General features: G+C 36.6%; 16 protein-coding genes. 8 read left to right on the forward strand and 8 right to left on the reverse strand.

Annotated elements, in window-relative coordinates; all coding sequences use genetic code 11:
* The first annotated feature begins 103 nt into the window (after window positions 1–103).
* Together M902_RS06730 and M902_RS06735 are read left to right on the forward strand one after the other, a co-directional pair.
* On the forward strand, window positions 104–901 hold the full coding sequence (locus M902_RS06730; protein WP_021266712.1) for a thymidylate synthase: 798 nt from the start codon (window positions 104–106) through the stop codon (window positions 899–901).
* Window positions 902–909: 8 nt separating this feature from the next.
* Window positions 910–1,386: a dihydrofolate reductase gene (locus M902_RS06735; RefSeq protein WP_198011873.1), complete on the forward strand. Its 477-nt coding sequence runs from the start codon at window positions 910–912 to the stop codon at window positions 1,384–1,386.
* A gap of 1 nt (window position 1,387) precedes the next feature.
* Here M902_RS06735 and M902_RS06740 read toward each other — a convergent pair whose 3' ends face one another.
* Window positions 1,388–3,007 carry a YiiX/YebB-like N1pC/P60 family cysteine hydrolase gene (locus M902_RS06740; protein WP_021266715.1) on the reverse strand — a complete coding sequence of 540 codons (1,620 nt, stop codon included), beginning with the start codon at window positions 3,005–3,007 and terminating at the stop codon, window positions 1,388–1,390.
* A gap of 95 nt (window positions 3,008–3,102) precedes the next feature.
* Window positions 3,103–3,678 (reverse strand): nucleoside triphosphate pyrophosphatase, encoded by a 576-nt coding sequence (locus M902_RS06745; RefSeq protein ID WP_021267040.1) that lies wholly within the window; start codon window positions 3,676–3,678, stop codon window positions 3,103–3,105.
* A gap of 93 nt (window positions 3,679–3,771) precedes the next feature.
* Between M902_RS06745 and M902_RS06750 the strand changes: the two genes are divergently transcribed.
* Window positions 3,772–4,626: a class I SAM-dependent methyltransferase gene (locus tag M902_RS06750; protein ID WP_021266683.1), complete on the forward strand. Its 855-nt coding sequence runs from the start codon at window positions 3,772–3,774 to the stop codon at window positions 4,624–4,626.
* A 101-nt stretch (window positions 4,627–4,727) separates the two neighbouring features.
* Here the strand turns inward: M902_RS06750 and M902_RS06755 are convergent, their stop codons facing one another.
* The 5 genes from M902_RS06755 to M902_RS06775 all read right to left on the reverse strand — a co-directional run bounded on the left by M902_RS06755 (window position 4,728) and on the right by M902_RS06775 (window position 11,175).
* Complete coding sequence (locus M902_RS06755; RefSeq protein ID WP_021266559.1) at window positions 4,728–5,378, reverse strand: hypothetical protein; 651 nt, start codon at window positions 5,376–5,378, stop codon at window positions 4,728–4,730.
* Window positions 5,379–5,478: 100 nt separating this feature from the next.
* On the reverse strand, window positions 5,479–7,848 hold the full coding sequence (locus M902_RS06760) for a ribonucleoside-diphosphate reductase subunit alpha (RefSeq protein ID WP_021266822.1): 2,370 nt from the start codon (window positions 7,846–7,848) through the stop codon (window positions 5,479–5,481).
* A 3-nt stretch (window positions 7,849–7,851) separates the two neighbouring features.
* On the reverse strand, window positions 7,852–8,823 hold the full coding sequence (locus M902_RS06765) for a ribonucleotide-diphosphate reductase subunit beta (RefSeq protein WP_021266816.1): 972 nt from the start codon (window positions 8,821–8,823) through the stop codon (window positions 7,852–7,854).
* A 440-nt stretch (window positions 8,824–9,263) separates the two neighbouring features.
* Window positions 9,264–10,220 carry a tyrosine-type recombinase/integrase gene (locus tag M902_RS06770; RefSeq protein WP_021266730.1) on the reverse strand — a complete coding sequence of 319 codons (957 nt, stop codon included), beginning with the start codon at window positions 10,218–10,220 and terminating at the stop codon, window positions 9,264–9,266.
* A 91-nt stretch (window positions 10,221–10,311) separates the two neighbouring features.
* Window positions 10,312–11,175, reverse strand: a complete 864-nt coding sequence (locus tag M902_RS06775; protein WP_021267022.1) for a fatty acid desaturase — start codon at window positions 11,173–11,175, stop codon at window positions 10,312–10,314.
* A 150-nt stretch (window positions 11,176–11,325) separates the two neighbouring features.
* Here M902_RS06775 and M902_RS06780 point away from each other — a divergent pair, with 150 nt between their 5' ends.
* The 5 genes from M902_RS06780 to M902_RS06800 all read left to right on the forward strand — a co-directional run bounded on the left by M902_RS06780 (window position 11,326) and on the right by M902_RS06800 (window position 16,612).
* Entirely contained in the window at window positions 11,326–12,867 is a 1,542-nt protein-coding gene (locus M902_RS06780; protein ID WP_021267108.1) for an FMN-binding glutamate synthase family protein, read from the forward strand.
* A 79-nt stretch (window positions 12,868–12,946) separates the two neighbouring features.
* Window positions 12,947–14,185: a PepSY domain-containing protein gene (locus M902_RS06785; protein ID WP_021267096.1), complete on the forward strand. Its 1,239-nt coding sequence runs from the start codon at window positions 12,947–12,949 to the stop codon at window positions 14,183–14,185.
* Window positions 14,186–14,413: 228 nt separating this feature from the next.
* Complete coding sequence (locus M902_RS06790) at window positions 14,414–14,932, forward strand: hypothetical protein (protein ID WP_021267063.1); 519 nt, start codon at window positions 14,414–14,416, stop codon at window positions 14,930–14,932.
* Between the two features lie 86 nt (window positions 14,933–15,018).
* The gene (locus M902_RS06795) at window positions 15,019–15,999 is read left to right on the forward strand and encodes a DUF4423 domain-containing protein (protein ID WP_021266713.1); all 981 of its coding nucleotides are present in this window, start codon (window positions 15,019–15,021) and stop codon (window positions 15,997–15,999) included.
* A 136-nt stretch (window positions 16,000–16,135) separates the two neighbouring features.
* Complete coding sequence (locus M902_RS06800; protein ID WP_021266920.1) at window positions 16,136–16,612, forward strand: hypothetical protein; 477 nt, start codon at window positions 16,136–16,138, stop codon at window positions 16,610–16,612.
* Between the two features lie 36 nt (window positions 16,613–16,648).
* Here the strand turns inward: M902_RS06800 and M902_RS15835 are convergent, their stop codons facing one another.
* Window positions 16,649–17,212 carry an HNH endonuclease gene (locus M902_RS15835; RefSeq protein ID WP_021266865.1) on the reverse strand — a complete coding sequence of 188 codons (564 nt, stop codon included), beginning with the start codon at window positions 17,210–17,212 and terminating at the stop codon, window positions 16,649–16,651.
* Window positions 17,213–17,363: the final 151 nt, after the last annotated feature.

Here is a 17,363-nt window from a genome sequence, read left to right on the forward strand (position 1 = left end):
GCCTTTTTGACGAGTTGCAAGCTATTAAAATTGTACTTCATTCTGTATAATTAACTTTAGACAAAACACACAAAATTTCGCACAAACCTAGGGAGACACACGGATGAGACAATACTTAGATCTAATGAAACACGTGCTAGAAAATGGTCAGAAAAAAGAAGACCGTACTGGTACAGGGACTATTTCAGTTTTTGGTTACCAAGCTCGCTATAACTTAGAAGAAGGTTTTCCATTAGTGACAACTAAGAAGTGTCACCTTCGTTCAATTATTCATGAACTCCTTTGGTTTCTAAAGGGTGATACAAATATTGCATACCTCAAAGAAAATAAAGTTCGTATTTGGGATGAGTGGGCGGATGAAAATGGCGACCTTGGCCCTGTCTATGGATATCAGTGGCGTCACTGGAAAACTCCAAATGGTGAAGAGGTCGATCAGGTTGCAAACTTAGTTAAGGGCCTAAAAGAAAACCCTTTCTCTCGTCGTCATATTTTAACGGCGTGGAACCCTGCCGATGTTGATAATATGGCCTTACCACCATGTCATTCGTTTATTCAATTCTATGTTTCTCCTGATATGAAATTGTCTTGTCAGCTTTATCAAAGATCTGCAGATATCTTCTTAGGTGTACCATTTAATATTGCTTCTTACGCACTAATGACTATGATGCTTGCTCAAGTTTGTGACTTAAAGCTAGGTGATTTTGTCCATACAATGGGAGATGCTCACCTTTATTTAAATCATATTGAACAAGCACAACTTCAACTGACTCGTGAACCACATGCACTTCCTACAATGAAGATCAATCCTGACGTTAAGTCGATATTTGATTTTAAATATGAAGACTTCACTTTAGAGAATTATGAGGCCCATCCACATATTAAAGGTGAGGTATCAGTTTGATTCTCTCTTTGATCGTTGGAATAGGGAAAAATCGCGAAATAGGTAAGGGCAACGATTTGCTTTGGCATATTAGCGAGGATCTTAAAAATTTCAAAAAAATAACTAGTGGCAAGCCGATTATCATGGGGCGAAAGACTTTTGATTCAATCGGCAGGCCTCTGCCAAAGAGACGAAATATCATCATTTCCCGCGACCCTTCACTTAATATTGAAGGTTGTGAAGTCTTTACTGATCCCGATGCTGTTTTAAATGAACTTAAACAGGCCGGGGTTGAAGAGGCCGTTGTTATTGGTGGATCGTTTATCTATGAATACTATCTTCCAAAAGTTGATCGCATCTACTTAACTGAAGTCGAGTTTGAAGGTGATGCCGATGTGTTCTTTCCTAAATTTGATCGAAGTGAATTTAGTGTGAGTGATGAGGCGTACTTTGAAGAAACAGAGAATTCCCCAGCTTGGAAATTCTCTGTCTTAAATCGATTATAATCTACTTAATTAAAGTGCTATCTTTCATAAGTTGAGCAAAGTTTTCATTGAGATTCTTTGCTACTTCTTTTCCGTCGTGAATAAGAAGAATAGTCGTAAACGATTTCTCATCTCCTACTTTTTCACCAACATTGTCAGGTGAAATAGTATAGCGACCGGCCGCTTTAGCAACAGGCCACTCCATATCATCAAATGTTACGTAGGCAAGCTCCGAGCAAACGATTCTTTCATCTGTTTCAACATCGAAGTTAAAGTCATATACTTTACCTACTTGCTTAAAGGCATTTATCAGATAGTCTTGTTTTTGTTCGCGAGTAAGCTCTTTCTGGTAGCGAACTGCTGCAAGATCATCAATATCCATAAAGTGATGTAGGGTGTTGTATTGAACGCCAGGCCTTAGGGCCTCAATAATTCTCTTTCCTTTATTTTCAATCTCATCATGGAATGGCACTACTTCAGGGTGATCCCAGATTCCTAGCTCTTGTAGCTGCGACTTATTTCCCGTCCAAATAGCAACGTGCCCCCAGTGGCCAGGTATAAATTTATCAGTAAGCCTAAATGGAGTCTTTTCTAGTAAGACATCAAGAGGTTCAAGTTGTGATTCAAGCTCCTGAATTCTTTCGGGTGTTGGATCATAAAGTTTTCCACGTCTTGTTTGAACAAGTCCGGCAGTATTTCCAAAACCTTTAGAGACAATGTGGGTAGCATTATTCTTACCTTCTTTGAAATAGTCTCCAATATAGCGCCAGATCATTGAAAGCTTTCGACCAAGTATGCCCTTTTTAAATTCTTTATTCACCTTTTCAAAACTCTGCGATGATTGAATAAGTGAATCAAGGTAGTAGTTTGCTCTATCTGGTACAACTTTATTATCATAGTCAAATTTTAGTAGCTTCTGATAGATCTCTAGGCCTCGTTCAATACGATTATAATTATCGTATTTATTGTAACTAAATGTAATTTTTGCGAGTTGGTTTTTTAATTCTGCATTATCGTAGTTGATAAGGTGTCGAATTTTTTTCATTTCTTGAATTTGAGATAGAACAATCATGTAGTTATCGTACATTACAAGAGATGTGGCGATGGCCATTTTCATATCATAGATTAATGCTTTACCAAGTTCATCGGTAGGATTAATCGTAATTTCTTTATACTTTTGCCAACGAAAGTTTTCGTTAGCACTTCTTTTTTGGGCGTGACTTCTTCTTACTTTTTTCTTCTTGTTTAAAACTTCTGAAGGACGATCCTTAACAATGTAAATTTCATTATACTTGTCGACAACCCATTTTACTTCTTCAATTTTTGGCCATACGGAGTCTCTAAAACGCTTATAGGTCTCAGTTCCTTCTTCATGCATTGTTGTGATCTGATTACTTCTAAGAACTTTTTGTTCTTGAATATCGATGATGAAATCGATGGCCTTGTGTCTCCACACAAGAATTTCTTCAATTCTATTTTGATAATTCTCTAGCTCTTCATGATCATAGTAGGTTTCAATTTCCGGTCCATAGAGGCTAACAGAGGAGATCTTTCTATTATTGATATTTGCATAGTCTTTACTACAGCTTGTAACAAAGATACTTGTTGCCATAATAGCAACAATGGCGCTTTTTCTTATCACAATAACTCCCTCGTACTCTTAGATATTAAATATTTATCGGCTTATAGAGGAGAGAAATTTAGTCAGTTATTTTAGAACTCCGTTATTTCGGTAGTTTATAGAATTTTTTTACCAAATCCTTCTAAGATTTTTGAAAGAGAGATTAGTGGTAGGCCTATAATCGATGAGTGATCCGGGCACTCAATAGTGTCAAAAAGAGCGATACCTAGTGTCTCTAATTTATAAGCACCACAGCTCCATAAAGGCTCATCTATATCAATATAGCGCTTGATTTGATCATCAGTAAGACGCTTCATTGTCATTTTTGAAACAACGGTTTCGATAACTTGTTTATCTCTTGTGATAACAGCAATACTTGTAATTAACTCGTGAGTTTGACCTTGAAGGCGTTTGAGGTGATTAAATGCATTCTGAGGTGTTTCTGGCTTGTTAAAGATTTCTCCATTAAAGTTTAGCACTTGGTCACCACCAATAATAATTGCATCTTGATTTGTTTTAAGAACCTCTTGCGCCTTTTGCAGCGAGAGTTCTCGTGAGACCTCAAATGGAGTAAGGCCTTGAGTTTTTATGGCCTCTTCATCAATATTAGGAGAAATACTTGTAAACTCTAGGCCCAATTGTTTTAGTTGTGCCTGGCGAAATTGTGATGAACTTCCTAAGATTAATTGCATTTTTTACTCCAATAACGATTTTATCTAACTTAGCAAATCTATCACGCTTGGGCCATTCATGTTATAATTACTCAAACTTTATTGAGGTATTGTATGTCTGATAATAATGAAAAAAATAAGATTAAACCTAGTGAATTTCCATATCTTCATGGCTTTGATAAGGCCGAACAAGATCGTCTACGTGCCCAGGCCCGTTTTGCAGAACAAACTGTATATAAGGATGTGAATCTTTCAAGAATAAAAGAATTGATAGAGATTGGTAGTGGTGTTGGTGCTCAAACTGAAATTCTTCTTAGAAGGTTTCCTGATATGCATATTACTTGTGTTGATAGAAGCGAGCATCAATTGGCTTCAGCGCAAGAATTTCTTGGGAATACCCTAAATGGTGCATTTAAAGATCGTTTTGAGCTTCACCAAATGGATGCAACAAACTTAACTTTTGATTCGAGAAAATTTGATGGCGCATTTTTGTGTTGGATTTTAGAGCATGTTCCTGAGCCTGCAAAAGTTCTTTCTGAAGCAAGGCGAGTACTAAGGCCAGGGGGTCGCATTTATATTACGGAAGTTATGAACTCTAGTTTCTTACTAGATCCATATTCACCTAATACTTGGAAATACTGGCAGGCCTTTAATGATTACCAATATGATATGGGTGGAGATCCATTTATTGGAGCTAAACTTGGAAACCTGCTAATGCAACAAGGTTTTAGAAATATTAAGGTGGAGTCTAAAACATGGCACCTTGATAACCGACGTCCTGATAAGAGAAAAGAATTTATCGATTACTGGTGTGAGCTTCTTCTTTCTGCAGCTCCTCAGCTTGTAAAAGAAGGCCGAGTGGATCAAGAGACTGTTGATGAAATGAGAGTTGAGCTTAAGAAAGTATCAAATGATCCAAACGCTGTTTTCTACTATAGTTTTGTTCAGGCCAGCGCTAACGCCAACTAATTCATTATTTTATGGCCCGTCTATTCTGTAGACGGCCATCTCTACAATTAAAGAATGCTTGGACTTAGAGGGAGTAAAATCTGAGCATTTGAAGCTTCTTGCTAGTTGGCCCAAATAAAGCGTTTAATTTTCCTAATCCCTTCTTCTTGGAATCTCTGCATTGCTTTAGAACTAGATTCATTAATCAGTTTAAGTGACGGGCCGTGATCTTTTGTTTCTTTCTTATGAATCGCATAAGGTGGGCCAAAGTCACGTGAACCATCATGGTCCATTGTTATTAGTAGAGTCTTTGTTTCTTCTTGGATTAATCTCTTTATTGTAGGGTAGTACTTTTGCTCTCTCATACACTTTGGAAGGGCGACATTTGAAGCACGGTCATAGAGATAGTCAATTCTTCCTAAGTCTTTAATCTTAAAAAAGTCTTTATTATGAATTTCGATCTGGCCATCTTTTGAAGTATAGACACTATCAACTAAATCAAATTCAATTTCATTTTCTTTAAAAAACTGTTCTACAGGCTCTTTTACAACTTCAACGCCAATAACTTTTGCGCCCTTATTTGCAAGATAGAGCATATCAAGGGACTTTCCACATAGGGGAATTAGAGCGATTTTACCGTTAAGATCGAGATCTTTAAAGTAGTCAATCATGGCCTGGTTATATTCACTTTGATGGAATCCTGTGAAACCTTTGTCCCAACCTTCTTGCCAAAACTTGGCGTTATCTTGTTTTTGATTTGTTTCAATTTTCATAGTGATGCTCTAAATGTAGTGAGGGGCCAAATCCCTTGGCCCCTCTTTCTAGCACTTCGATTCAACCGGAGTTGGATCAAATTTAATTTTATTGTAACTTCTAGCTTCCACACATTTGGCAATCTTCTGGGTTGTCGATAGAACAAATCATTGCTGCCGCTTCTTGCTCAAGTTGTTCTGGAGTCTTCTTACCTTCGTTCTTTACTGTGAACTGAACAGCGTTAACTGCAGCACGTGAACGTAGGTAGTACATACCAGTCTTAAGTCCTTTCTTCCATGCATAGAAGTGCATTGAAGAAAGTTTCCCGAAGTTAGGGTTTTCTAGGTGGATATTAAGTGACTGACCTTGGTCAATATAAGGCCCACGTCCAGCAGACATATCAATAACTGCTTTCTGCTTAACTTCCCAAACTGTTTTGTATAGAGCTTTTAAGTCTTCCGGGATTCTTTCAATTGATTGAATTGAACCATTATTAGCGATGATTTCATTTCTTAAAGTATCATCCCATAGTCCACGATCAATTAGGTCACGTACTAAGAACTTGTTAACGACTGCAAATTCACCAGAAAGAACACGTCTAACGTAGATATTTGAAGTGATTGGCTCAAAACACTCATTATTTCCTAGAATTTGAGAAGTTGATGCTGTTGGCATTGGAGCAACTAGTAGTGAGTTTCTTACACCATGTTTTGCTACCTCTGCTTTTAGCGCATCCCAGTCCCAACGTCCTGAGTGAGCTGAGTGTCCCCACATGTCAAACTGGAATTGTCCTTGTGACATTGGAGAGCCTTCGTAAGTTGAGTAAGGACCGTCAACCTTTGCAGTATCTTTTGAAGCTGTAACAGCTGCAAAGTAGATTGTTTCAAAGATATCGTTATTAAGCTTAAGTGCCTCTTCTGACTCAAATGGTAGTCTCATCATGAAGAAAGTATCTTGAAGACCTTGTACACCTAGGCCAATTGGACGGTGTCTCATATTAGAGTTCTTCGCTTCAATAACAGGGTAGTAGTTTACATCAATAACTCTGTTAAGGTTCTTAGTCATACGATAAACAACTTCATATAAGTGCTTATGGTCGTATGTTACATTACCTTCTTTGTCTGTCTTAACAAATTTGTTAAGAGCAACTGAAGCAAGGTTACAAACAGCAACTTCATCAGGTGCAGTGTACTCAAGAATTTCTGTACAAAGGTTTGAAGACTTGATTGTACCTAGATTCTTTTGATTTGATTTTTCGTTAGCTGCATCTTTGTAAAGCATGTACGGAGAACCAGTTTCTGTTTGTGATTCAAGTACTGCAAACCATAGGTCTTGGGCACGGATTGTCTTCTTCGCTTTTCCTTCTGCTTCATAGCGAGTGTAAAGAGCTTCAAATTCTGCACCATAACAATCAGCTAGGCCTGGACACTCGTGTGGGCAAAATAGAGACCACTGTCCATCTTCCTCAACACGCTTCATGAATAAATCAGGTGTCCAAAGAGCGTAGAAAAGGTCACGAGCTCTTTGCTCATCCTTACCAGTATTCTTCTTCATTTCTAAGAATTCGAAGATATCTGCATGCCATGGCTCAAGATATACTGCGAATGAACCCTTACGCTTTCCACCACCTTGATCAACGTAGCGAGCTGTATCATTGAAAACTTTAAGCATTGGAACGATACCGTTTGATGTACCATTTGTTCCTTTGATGAAAGAACCTTTTGCACGGATATTGTGAATTGATAGTCCAATACCACCAGCTGACTGAGAAATTAGAGCAGTTTGCTTAAGCGTATCGTAGATCCCATCAATTGAATCATCTTTCATTGTAAGTAGGAAACAAGAAGACATTTGTGGCTTATTTGTTCCAGAGTTAAATAGAGTAGGAGTAGCGTGAGTGAAATACTTCTGACTCATTAGATTGTAAGTTTCAATTGCTGCTTCCATATCATTCATATGCATACCAACTGAAACTCTTAATAGCATCTGTCCTGGTCTTTCAACAATTTTTCCTTCCATTCTAAGAAGGTAAGACTTTTCTAGAGTTTTAAATCCAAAATAGTCGTAGTTGAAGTCACGCTTATCAACAATTGTTTTATCTAGTAATTCAGCGTTGGCCACTACTGTTTCATATAGTTCTTTTGAAACAAGAGGAGCATGTTCTCCAGTTGCCACGTTAACGTAGTTATACATTTCCTTAACGTTCTCTGAGAAACAGCCTTTTGTTTCTTTGTGAAGATTTGAAACTGCAATACGACCTGCAAGAACATTGTAGTCAGGGTGCTTTGTTGCAAGATATGCAGCTGTTTCAGCAGCAAGTCCATCTAGTTCCGTAGTTGTAATACCGTCGTAGATTCCCTCAATTACTTTTTGTGTGATAAGTGTTGGATCAACATTACCTTCTAGTCCAAAGGCAAGTGTGTTGATTCTATCTGTAATTTTATCAAATTTAATTGGCTCTCTCTCGCCACTTCTTGTCTGTACGTACATTTCTTAAAACTCCGCGTCTAATGTGAATGTATTTTCTGACTTCTCAGAAAGGATACCTGGTCTTTGGTATTCAGAAACTCTCTTCTCGAAGAAATTTGTTTTACCTTCTAGAGAAATTAGCTCCATCCAATCAAATGGGTTCACTGAACCGTAGTGAGCTTCAAGACCAAATTGTTGCATCCAAAAGTCAGCAACAAATTCAATGTATTGCTTCATAAGATCAGCGTTCATACCAATTAAAGAAACAGGAATTGCATCAGTGATGAATTCTTTTTCAATTTCAACTGCTTCAGTAAGGATCTCTTTAATCATCTCCTTGCTACATTGTTCTTCTTTATCAAGAAGTGAATGTAGAAGTACTGCAAATTCACAGTGTAGACCTTCGTCGCGAGAAATGAATTCGTTCGAAGTACATAGACCTGGCATTAGGCCTCTTTTCTTAAGCCAGAAAATTGCACAAAATGAACCAGAGAAGAAGATTCCTTCGATGGCAGCAAAGGCAACAAGTCTTTCAGCAAAAGTATTTTTTGAGTATAGCCACTTCATTGCCCAGTCAGCTTTCTTTTTAACTGGTTCAAAGTGATCTACTGCGTGGAAAAGACGATCTTTTTCTTTAGCGTCTTTTACATATGTATCAATTAATAGAGAGTAAGTTTCTGAGTGGATATTTTCCATAGCAATTTGGAATCCGTAGAAACATCTAGCTTCTGGGTTTTGCACGTCATTGTAAAAACGTACTGCTAGGTTTTCATTAACAATCCCATCACTTGCAGCAAAAAATGCAAGAACGTGAGTAATGAAGTGTCTCTCATTGTCATTTAACTTTTCCCAGTCTGTAATATCTTGGGCCAAGTCGATTTCTTCAGCAGTCCAGAAAACTGCCATGTGTCTTTTGTACATTTCCCAAATTGAATTATACTCGATTGGGAAAAGGACGAATCTATCGTCATTTTGTGCTAGAATTGGTGAAGTCACAAGTTCCTCCTTAACTTTTGCAATAGCGTGTGTGTGCTAAATACATGCAACTTAAAATCAGTTAAAAAAATATTAAATCTCTTAAATGTTTTTTAATAAGATTGTGTCGTGTTGTTCTTATTCAGTGTATGACTCGTAACTTTTTATTTCAATACACAAGTCTCCATAGATTTTTCTTTTTTTTGAAGGGCCGCTAATTTTTATACTTGATCAGCCTGATGTGTCTTTCTAGACCCATTAAACAAGGGGTTTAGGCACTTTTTCAAGAATTATTTTAAGAAAAAAAATACAGTCTTAAAAATTCTGTCATCTAATTTTTAGTGTTAAGAGAAGAGTATGATGCGATGTGCTTATACCATATGTTGTGGCCGTAATTTTTTTGACACTACTATATCTTGATAAAATATACGAACGATGAGATGCGTTGTTTATATCCTAGACTATTCCCAATTTAATTTTAGTGTAGGAGACTCTTTAATTTTATTTCTTCTTTTATCATACTCACCTGTAGTTTTTACTGAAGCGTGGCCTACTTCGATGGCTATTGTATAGATATCAACACCAATTTCTAGCAGCTCGCCTATAAATGTCGCCCTCGCTGAGTGAGGTGTAATTTTGAAACCAATACCAGCTTTGTGAGCGTATTTGTCTAGCAATTCGTTTATTGTTCTTGGATTTAGTGGTTTATTTAAATTTGTAGGATCACTTGGGTTTCTTGTTGGTTGAAAGAGCCAATCATTATCTCCAGTCTCTCTTTTATTTTCATTCATCCATTCAATATATTCATCGAGAGCTTTAATAGCGATAGGGTTTAAGACTTTCTTTCCTAGCTTGCCACCTTTGGCACGGTATTGAAGGATCTTATTATTACCTTGCTCCTGATAGTCTTTAAATCGTAAATTTAAGATTTCACTCTTTCTAAGCCCTGTTGTAAAAAACGTTGTAAAGAGGGCAAGGTGAAGGTGTTTACTCTTTTGATTCTGCCCCATGTGGTAAAAAAGTTCTAAGACTTGTTGTTTATTTAATGCATTTGTAGGGGATTTAACTTCACTTCGTGGCCTTCTTACACTTGCAACAGGGTTCGCCTTTAAGAGGTTCTTTTCAACTAGATATTTAAAGAATGCACTTAGGCTTGCAAGTTTACGATTGATTGTTTTTGGAGTTGAAGGGTTTTGATTGTGGCCACCAAACTCAGAGAGGTAATTTCTATATTTAATGACATGAATGCGTTCAATTGAATCGAAAGTTGTTAGTTTATAATAGTCACTGATCCAAGACAGAAATTGATTAATATCATTTAGATAGGATTTTCTTGTATGAGACGAAGTGAAGTTTTCAAAAAACTCCTCATCGAGAATAAAATTGTGACCAACATCTTCTTGCTTTAAATCGAACATAGAACAATTTTAACAAGGTTTTTATCTGGGGTAAGTTAGGGGAAAAAAAAGGCACATGTTAATGTGCCTTTAACAGGTATATAAGCTTCGTTTAGGCCTGAATTCTGGCCTGAATTAACTCAGGTCGTGTCCTCTTGAGATTCCACGTTAAGCCTACGAAGTTTAATGAACGAATTAACCATTTTGTCGGATCAAAGTGGTACCACTTGATGCCATTTCGATAGTCTGTTTGAAATGTATGGTGAAAGTTGTGGTATCCCTCACCATATGTAAATAAGGCCATTACCCAGCTATCTCTAGCCGTTTGTCCTTTGTCATAAGGACGTGTTCCAACAACATGGCATAGTGAATTGATAAAGAATGTACAGTGGTGAACAAAAACGATCCTTGCTACACCTGCAACAAATAAGCCTCCTAGCCAAGAGCCTGCCCATAGGTAACCAATTAGTGCAGGTAGTGCAAAGCTAAATAGAGCAACAAAACCAAGATAGAATTTATGTTGGAACATTACCATTGGGTCTTTTAATAGATCTTTAGAATATTTATACTCATCTTGATCTTCAAGTAGGAGGATCCATCCCATGTGAGCATAGAAGAAGCCTTCATTAATATTGTAAGGGTCTAGATCAGTATCGACCTTGCCGTGGTGAACTCTGTGGTCATTACACCACTTAAGTGCTGAGTTTTGTACAGCAGCAGCACCAAAAATAAGAAGAAAAAGTCTTACCGGCCAGCTAGCTTGATACGATCGATGCGCAAATAAACGGTGGTATCCGGCCGTAATTCCGAGTCCTGTTGCGATGTAGAAAATTAAAGATAATGCTAAGATTCTCCAATCAAAACCATCAAGTTTAAGCCATGCAATTGTACCTGCAATAGCAATCAGTGGTGTGATCAACAGAAAGAGGGTGTTTGTTTTATTTAAGTTTTTTAATGAATAAGTCTTTGTGCACATAGGTGTCTCTCGTGTTTGTGTTTAACTAATCTTAACAATTCACGAGCAATTTCATTGTAAAACAAATGTAAATCTTGACGATAAGTAAGTCATAATAGTTATAAAACTGACAAATTGAAATTTAATTTGTTTATTACGAATGAGGTGAATATGGCCTATATCGGTCGCGGGGTAAGTCCACGTAAGTTATTTTGGTGGTTTTTCTTTATTTCAAATGCTGCAACAATTTTTGCTGGTATTTTCTTTAATGAATTCTTCTACTACCAATACCTTGTACTTGGGCCGATTTATTTATTAGGTTTTTACGATCTTATGCAAAGTGAGCACACGTTAAAAAGCAATTATCCTGTTGTTGGACGCTTTCGTTATGTGATGGAAGACTTGCGTCCTAAGATCTATCAATACTTCATCGAATCTGATGAAGATGGAACACCAATCCCTCGTACAACTCGTAATGTTATTTATCAAAGAGCAAAACTAGCTCTAAGTACAAAACCTTTTGGAACACAAAAGGATGTTTATCAAACTGGTTATGAGTGGATTAATCATTCAATGTATCCAAAAGAATTTCATGAAGTGCAAAAAGATCTAAGGGTATTAGTTGGAAGTAAACACTGTGATAAAAAATATAATCTTTCAATTTTCAATATTTCTGCAATGAGTTTTGGTGCTCTAAGTTCCCGTGCTGTTGAAGCATTAAACTTAGGTGCAAAGTTAAATAACTTCGCTCATAACACTGGGGAAGGTGGAATTAGTGATTATCATGTTAAAGGTGGTGGTGATCTCATTTGGCAGATTGGAACAGGTTATTTTGGAGCTCGTACTCGAGAGGGGCGTTTTTGCGATAAGAGCTTTAAAGAGAAGGCCACTCTTGAGCAAGTAAAAATGATTGAGCTAAAATTATCACAAGGTGCAAAACCTGGACATGGTGGAATACTTCCTGCAAGAAAGAATACCGCTGAAATTGCACGAATTCGTGGTGTGAAAAAAGGAATTGAAGTCGATTCACCACCATCTCACAAGGAGTTTCGAGATACAACAGAAATGGTTGCCTTTATTCAGCGCTTAAGAGAGTTAAGTGGAGGCAAGCCTGTGGGGATAAAATTATGCTTTGGGCGAAAAGATGAATTTATTGAAATGGTTGAGACTTTTAAAGATCTTGATAATTACCCGGACTATATAGCGGTCGATGGTGCCGAAGGTGGTACCGGTGCCGCTCCATTGGAATTCTCAGACTCAATAGGAACACCACTAATTGAAGGTCTAACAACAGTCGTTAATATTTTAGAAGAATATGGACTAAAAGATGAAATTAAAGTTATTGCTGCTGGAAAGCTTTTTACTGCATTTGATATTGTAAAGGTCGTTGCTTTAGGCGCCGACGCTTGTTATGGAGCACGTTCTATGATGCTTGCAATCGGTTGTATCCAGGCCCTCACATGTAACTCTAATAAGTGCCCAGTTGGCATCACGACTCAAAACCCTGATCTAGTTAAAGGGCTTAATGTTGATCAGAAGGGGAAGCGGGTAGCAAATTTTCATCACGCAACAGTTGAGGCCGTGCGTGAAATTGTTGCAGCTGCGGGCTATGAAAATATAAAGGATCTAAAGCGTAAAGATATTTTTAAGCGTGATAGTAATCACGGCGTTCATTCGTATGAAGATATTTATCCTTCGTATAAAGGAATCTAATTTGTTTTCCCTGGATATTTTATAGGTCCAGGGGTATTTCCTTATTTACACGTATTTTAACTAGACTTAAGATTCGTTTATGAAATTCTTAATCCATCTTCATCGCTTAGTTGGGCTTTTTGTGGCCCCATTTTTTGTAATTGCAGCATTAAGTGGCCTATTCTATCTTCTAGCTTCAATTGCAGAGCCTATTATTTATAAAGATATTCTTTTTCATGAAAATACACGGCCGCATCGCCCTTTGTCTGAACAGATAAAAAGTGCGCAGGATATTTCTCAAGATAGCTTCAAACTTAAGTCCGTACGTCCCGCACCATCACAGTTTGAAACAACACGAGTTTTATTTGAGTCCAGTGGCATGTATCGACAATATGTTATGCACACTATTTTTATCAATCCCGTAACATTAGAAAATACCGGGGCCATGGGAACATATGGTACAAGTGGTTCTCTTCCGTTAAAGACGTTTACTGATTTTTTACACCGCGATCTACTTTTAAACGAATACGGCCGTTGGTATAGCGAAGTTGCGGCAAGCTGGCTTTGGATTGCAGCTCTAGGTGGACTTGCGATTTTTCTATTTCAAAGAAAGAAGAGGAAATATAAGGGTAGGTTAAAGGCCCACGTTTATATTGGTATAGCAGTATCTTTCTTTCTTGTTTTCCTATCTATCACTGGTCTTACTTGGTCTAAAGGTGCTGGTGGAGAAATTTCAAAGCTTAGGTCAGCAATGAACTGGAAAACACCTACGCCTAGTCGTAAAATTAATAAAGATTATAGATTGAATAAACCATTAGGTCTTGTATTTGAAGAAGTCGCAGATAAAGCTTATGAATACGGCCTCGATTCTAAGAAAATTGAAATCGTAAAACCCTCTTCAAACTCTGCTTGGTTTGTCAGAGAGATCGAGAGAGCATTTCCGACAAATGTTGATAGCGTAACAATTCATCCAGTTGGCCTTGATTTAGTTGATCATGCATTTTTTAAAGATTTCAATTTTGTATCTAAGTTAACACGTTGGGGAATTGATTTACATATGGGGACTTTATTTGGCCTTCCAAACCAACTATTTCTTATTATGGTCATAATTGCGCTAATCTATTTAATCATCTCTGGTTATCAATTAAGTTTCTCTAGGTATAAAAAACTTAGAATTCATCTGGGCCTTTTATTTCTTAATTATAATTATGGCGAAAAAGTTATAATTTCATTGGCCATTATTTTTATAAGTTGGTGGCTACCTTGGTTTATGCCATTCTTTATCATAATGGGGATACTTGATTATCTTAAGGTTAAATTTATAACAGTTGACCAGTAGTATTGATAAGAATCTCTTATAAGTTTAGCCTATGACATAAGCATGGATACGAAAGAGTTTCTTGCGTAAGTATTTTCAATTTTTTTCTTTAACAATCAATTAAACATAAAAAACAAATACCCCCCCAACTATATTTATAGCTAGGTGGGTATTTTCTTTTGTTTACTTATATTTAAGAGAAAATATATTGTCTTCTTTGAATAATTTTTAATAAGAGGAGACATTAAAATGAACTTTAAAATCATTACTGCTTTGCTATTTCTTTCGTCGTCATTTGCTCAAACGATAAAAATTCAACAAGGTGATTTGTATCTTGGACAAGAAACAAATAATGGTCATCAAACGGGTGAGGCCTGTTATGTACAAATTGATTCGATTGAAGGCAATGAAAAAGGTAAGCATTGCTTTGATATAACTTGGCGTTTTTTATCAAATAGGAAAGATGTCCTTAAGGATTACATTAAAGCGAGCTCACGTATTACAAATTATCACCGTCGTGAATATCCACAATTAAAGACATGTGCAGTAAATATTGATGGAACAACAGATGGTGCTGATATTTATAGTGAGGATACGACTCTTCTTTACAATCAAGTATTTGTAGGTATGCACAAGCTACGCTCTACTCAATATGATTATATTCTTAGTTTTAATGCACATTCTAAAACTCTTGCTAGTGCAAGTTTTCATATTCTTAAGTGGCATCGTAAGAATCACATTCGTTGTGTAAATCTTAAGAAGCTATAACTTCCTTTTTTTAGAGAGTATCTTTGGATTTTTTCCTTGGATGCTCTCTATTTAAGTTCTTCATTTATTTTGTCGATAATAACATTATGTCTTTAAGTAAAAAACTTGATTATGATTTACTTTCTCAACAACTTATTCGTGCAATCAGAGGGGATAAGAGTCAAGAATGGGTGAATCAGAAGATTGGTGCAAGTTCTAATATTGTCCACCGTTGGGAAAAAGGGCATACTAAGGCTTCATGGGAAGACTTTCTATTGTTTTGTGCAATCTTTAATATCGATATCGAGGCCATTCTAATGTCTTATTTGCGCTTTAATGATGAGGCAATAAAAACAGATAAGCTACTCGAGTATATCTTTAGTAATAAGTCCCTAAGTGATATATCCAATTCTTGTAATATCTCGACTTCTAAATTAAGGCGTTTAAAAAGTGGCGAAACTGGTCTGTGTTTAAACGACTTTTTACAAATTATTTTTGGGCTCGATGAAATGGAGTCCATGGCACTTGTTTTTGAGCTTTCATCAAATCGTTCAATTGCTGCCTTAGATCACTATAATCAAATGCGTCTTGCGATCACTAAGCACTATTTTGAAAATCCAAATATTGGCCATGTGTTAGTTTCTTTGGATCTACCAGGCTATAAAAAGCTAAGCTTTCATCAAGATTCGTTTATCGCTAAGGCCACGGGCCTTAGTATAAAGGAAGTAAATGAGATCATTGAAATTTGTGAGAAGAATAATCTCATTGAGAAAGCTGAAGGGATTTACCAGGCCGGATCAATTAAGTTAAGTGATCGAGGAAGTGCTAAGCAGATGAGTGATGTGCGTCGCTTTTGGTTAAATAAAGCAATTTCTAATCTTGAGAATAAGTCAGGTCTTGATGCCTATGGTTCAATGGTCTTTAATACGAGTCAAAGTGCCAGACAAGAGATCATTGCGCTTTACTTGAGGTTCTTTGAAGATTTTAAAAAAATTGTGACAGAGGATAAAGAAAAGAATAAAGATGTTGTGACTTTGATTCTAAATTTCAATCTATTCAACCCTGGTGATGACGATATAAATGAATAGAAATATTGTCTTGTGTCGATATTTGTTACTTATTGTTCAAAATCGGGGAGAGTTTTTTAATATTTTGTTGCTGTGAATATATCCTTATCATTTTAATCTCTATACCTTATCCCTAAAGAAATATTAGGGAGGTATCATGAAAAAAATAATTCTTACTCTACTTTTATCATTCGTTTTTATGGGAATGAGCTTAAGTACCTATGCGAACTCGACAGCGAGATTTGGATTAGAAATTGAAATGACTAATGTTATGACAAACGAAGTTGTTATCACGGCCGAATGTGAAGTAACGCAAGTTCTTGAATGGCGAAATGGTATTAATGTTTTTAACTGTATTGCTAATGATAAAAAAATCTTAATGAAGAATGTTTCAAATGGCCTGGGCTATGATTATACAAAATCTAGTGCTTTCACTCATTATTTTCTAGATAGCTCAAAAGGTATTGCCGCTCAATTATTTTTAAATCTCGGCCTTGACTACGAAATTGAAAATGCGGGAACTCTTGAAGTTGTCTATCGTAATGATGGGCCTGAAGTTGTTTCAAATGACACAATTGTCGAAACAAATAGTGATGTTCTTCTATTCTCTGTAACAAAGATTGAATACCTATAATTAAAAAGGGAGCTGAGGCTCCCTTCTTTCATTTGATTATGCTGCTAATTCAAATTGCATTTTTTCTTTAGTAAGGTTCGTTAGTTTATCAAAATCATAAGTATACCTTTCTCTTAATAACTTATTCTCTTTAATAGTATTTACTAATGCCATTAAATGGTGTCCTTTGCGATAGTCGTTTTCTTCTTTATTCGACTTCTCACGATTACAAGTTGGACATAGAACCTGAAGGTTGTCGATCATAAACTCTAAGTGTGGGTGAATCGATTTAGGTTTAATATGATCAATATGCATATTGTCGTGCTCGATTCCACACTTAAGACACTTCGTGCCTTGGATACGAAAGACTTGCTTGCGTAAGTACTTCCAATTTTTCTCATTCCCAAATGCCACTTGAGATTTTCTTGTGTGAATAAATTTGGCAATCTCCATCTGCGTTCTAAATTCTGCTTGCTCGGCCTGCGCTAGACCAAATTTTGGTCTGATAACAAAAACAAATAGCGATAACATCAACGAGAGTGAGCCAATATACCATACTAGTGTCATGGCCAATTCACGATAGAAACCAAACGATAATCCATTCATCGCGATTGCATTCATTGCGTTTTCCTCCGTCAAAATGTCTGTGTAATGTGCGTGTGTTGTGTGTGCCTTGTTTAAGGACTTCTTCACCTCCTTGGCTATATAAAAGCAAAGGGCGTGCCAAAAAACATAACAATATTAGATGGTTATTATCTAAAAATAAGAATGA

Origin of the sequence: Bacteriovorax sp. BAL6_X, from assembly GCF_000443995.1 — a bacterium.
Taxonomy (GTDB): Bacteria; Bdellovibrionota; Bacteriovoracia; order Bacteriovoracales; family Bacteriovoracaceae; genus Halobacteriovorax_A.

Bases quoted from the DNA above. Each gene is read 5' to 3' on its own strand.
- M902_RS06730 (WP_021266712.1), top strand. From the start codon at position 104: ATGAGACAATACTTAGATCTAATGAAACACGTGCTAGAAAATGGTCAG.
- M902_RS06745 (WP_021267040.1), bottom strand. From the start codon at position 3,678: ATGCAATTAATCTTAGGAAGTTCATCACAATTTCGCCAGGCACAACTA.
- M902_RS06750 (WP_021266683.1), top strand. From the start codon at position 3,772: ATGTCTGATAATAATGAAAAAAATAAGATTAAACCTAGTGAATTTCCA.
- M902_RS06755 (WP_021266559.1), bottom strand. From the start codon at position 5,378: ATGAAAATTGAAACAAATCAAAAACAAGATAACGCCAAGTTTTGGCAA.
- M902_RS06760 (WP_021266822.1), bottom strand. From the start codon at position 7,848: ATGTACGTACAGACAAGAAGTGGCGAGAGAGAGCCAATTAAATTTGAT.
- M902_RS06770 (WP_021266730.1), bottom strand. From the start codon at position 10,220: ATGTTCGATTTAAAGCAAGAAGATGTTGGTCACAATTTTATTCTCGAT.
- M902_RS06775 (WP_021267022.1), bottom strand. From the start codon at position 11,175: ATGTGCACAAAGACTTATTCATTAAAAAACTTAAATAAAACAAACACC.
- M902_RS06780 (WP_021267108.1), top strand. From the start codon at position 11,326: ATGGCCTATATCGGTCGCGGGGTAAGTCCACGTAAGTTATTTTGGTGG.
- M902_RS06785 (WP_021267096.1), top strand. From the start codon at position 12,947: ATGAAATTCTTAATCCATCTTCATCGCTTAGTTGGGCTTTTTGTGGCC.
- M902_RS06790 (WP_021267063.1), top strand. From the start codon at position 14,414: ATGAACTTTAAAATCATTACTGCTTTGCTATTTCTTTCGTCGTCATTT.
- M902_RS06795 (WP_021266713.1), top strand. From the start codon at position 15,019: ATGTCTTTAAGTAAAAAACTTGATTATGATTTACTTTCTCAACAACTT.
- M902_RS06800 (WP_021266920.1), top strand. From the start codon at position 16,136: ATGAAAAAAATAATTCTTACTCTACTTTTATCATTCGTTTTTATGGGA.
- M902_RS15835 (WP_021266865.1), bottom strand. From the start codon at position 17,212: ATGAATGCAATCGCGATGAATGGATTATCGTTTGGTTTCTATCGTGAA.